At 53.0% G+C, this 1790-nt stretch carries 2 protein-coding genes and 2 pseudogenes; 2 read left to right on the top strand and 2 right to left on the bottom strand.

Features of this window, described 5'->3' with window-relative positions:
• Positions 1-443, top strand: a pseudogene (locus HP564_RS20155) (hypothetical protein); the annotation flags it as partial.
• Between the two features lies 1 nt (position 444).
• On the top strand, positions 445-687 hold the full coding sequence (locus HP564_RS20150) for a hypothetical protein (RefSeq protein WP_371245577.1): 243 nt from the start codon (positions 445-447) through the stop codon (positions 685-687).
• On the opposite strand, the gene HP564_RS20145 is transcribed toward HP564_RS20150, so the two are convergent.
• Both HP564_RS20145 and HP564_RS20140 read right to left on the bottom strand, forming a co-directional pair.
• On the bottom strand, positions 656-1252 hold the full coding sequence (locus HP564_RS20145) for a tail fiber assembly protein (protein ID WP_371245576.1): 597 nt from the start codon (positions 1250-1252) through the stop codon (positions 656-658). The two genes, HP564_RS20150 and HP564_RS20145, sit on opposite strands and share 32 nt — an antisense overlap.
• Positions 1252-1790 (bottom strand): annotated as a pseudogene (locus tag HP564_RS20140) (phage tail protein); the annotation flags it as partial. The pseudogene HP564_RS20140 and the gene HP564_RS20145, both read right to left, overlap by 1 nt.

Raw genomic sequence — 1790 nt, 5'->3', positions numbered from 1 at the left:
AAAACCTTGGTTTAGGAGAAGCAGCTAAACGCGTGGTCGGCACTGGCGATAAGCAGCTGCCGGACATGTCTACTTTCACTTTTTCCCGAAACGGGCAAAACGGCTGGGATGTGTTGCCCAACGGTATGATCAGGCAGTTTGGAACAGCGACGCTGTCCCCCGTGGGCAATTTCAATAAGCAGACGCTCGGCGGCGTTGATTACTACACCCACTATTACCGCATTGCTTTTCCGAGGCAGTACCTGAATGCGCAGGTTTCGACGAATGCCACACTTGCCAGCCCGGCCTATACGGTTCAGGGGTCAATAGCTGGCAGGTCTCTGGCTATTCATCGTGATACAGATACGGGCAGCGACGTGTCAAAAACGCGATTTACCGTGGCGTACACTACGCCCGCTCTCGGTGAAGCGCCGACTGTTCATTTTGAATCAATAGGGTACTGATATGAAAAACATGCTTTTTAGTCCGGGCGCAGCTGGTTTCTTTCTTCAGGACATGGACGCGCCAGCTGATGCTGTTGAAGTATCCGCTGAGGTAGAGGCGTTTTTAAGGCAAGCAATTATATGGGGCGCAGAAGAGTTTCTTTTTTCCGGAGAATCTGTATCTGTGGCATATCCCGCTCACCTGCAGGAATATGCCACGGACAATAAAGCGCCTACGCAATATCCGGCGACGCAGGCCAGCTGATTTCTGAGGCCTGAGAAACCTCAACCGCCTGCACTGCCTGAATATATTTCATCCATTCGGTAAGCAGTGCTTTGTCTGCATCCGTAATAATGCCGAGCAGTAGCTGCGTCTGCCATGCCTGAGTTACGCCGTTCGCCTCGCTGATGAGCGCAGCCTTCTGCCTGGCTGCGCTCTTCACATCGGCGGCCTGCTGCGCATCCGTATCAGTAACCCACTTTTCCCCGTCCCAACAATCCCAGTCGGTTACAGGTGCAATGGCGGTTGTTTCTTCCGGATAATCACCTAACTCTGAAATTACGATTTTTGAGCCATCAGCAATGGAGTAAACCGTTTCACCGCGATGGTCGGCAATCGTCTGCCAGTCACCGTCACGGTATACAGCAACGCTACCCGCGCTTGCTTGCGGTGGGGCGACAGTACAGGCGCACGCAGGAAGCCCGACGCCTTGCTGCAGGTACTCGTCAGCTGAGCCGGTAAACTCGCCAGTAATACTGTCAAAGTTATAGATTTTCAGCGTGCCGGCCATTTCCGCCAGGCCATTTTTATCAAGCGTGATTTGTGCCATTATGCAGCCCTTACGATGTAGTTAAATGCGACGTTGCGCGGACGTGCTGTGATCCATACAGAAAAGCCCGTAATACCTGCTTGCAGTTGAGTCGCCTGGATTGAGTTGTCGCTTAGCACTGCAGCTAACGCACTGTTGTTAGGGGCTTTTGCATCTGAAGGCTGAGTTGTTGTGACTGAATCCGCCTGATTAAAAGCCGTGCCTATCGTTGAACCTGAGGTTGTTGCATCTACACCAGGATAATCCAGCGCTGCCGTTCGCAGGCCAGTCGATGCCTGCGCTGTACCCAAAGCACGCCCGGAATCGACTCCGCGCCCATCATCCCAGCCCCTGATAAATTCACCTCGAAGATCTGGTAGCACCAGCCCCGGATAAATCAGCGCCAGCTTCGGATAAAGCGTCCCGCTGAAACTTGCCCCGTTACTTTTCAGAAAGACCATGCCAGCCATTGAGGGAAACAGCTCATTGGGCATTTTTGCGTGCGCCCAGGGGAACGGCGATCCTATGACTGGTGCACCTTCTCCTAAACCAAGGTTTT

The sequence above is a fragment of the Pantoea sp. KPR_PJ genome (genome assembly GCF_041386365.1).
Lineage (GTDB): Bacteria > Pseudomonadota > Gammaproteobacteria > Enterobacterales > Enterobacteriaceae > Pantoea.
Note: the sequence above shows the minus strand (reverse complement) of the source record. Positions and strands in the feature narration are given on the sequence as shown.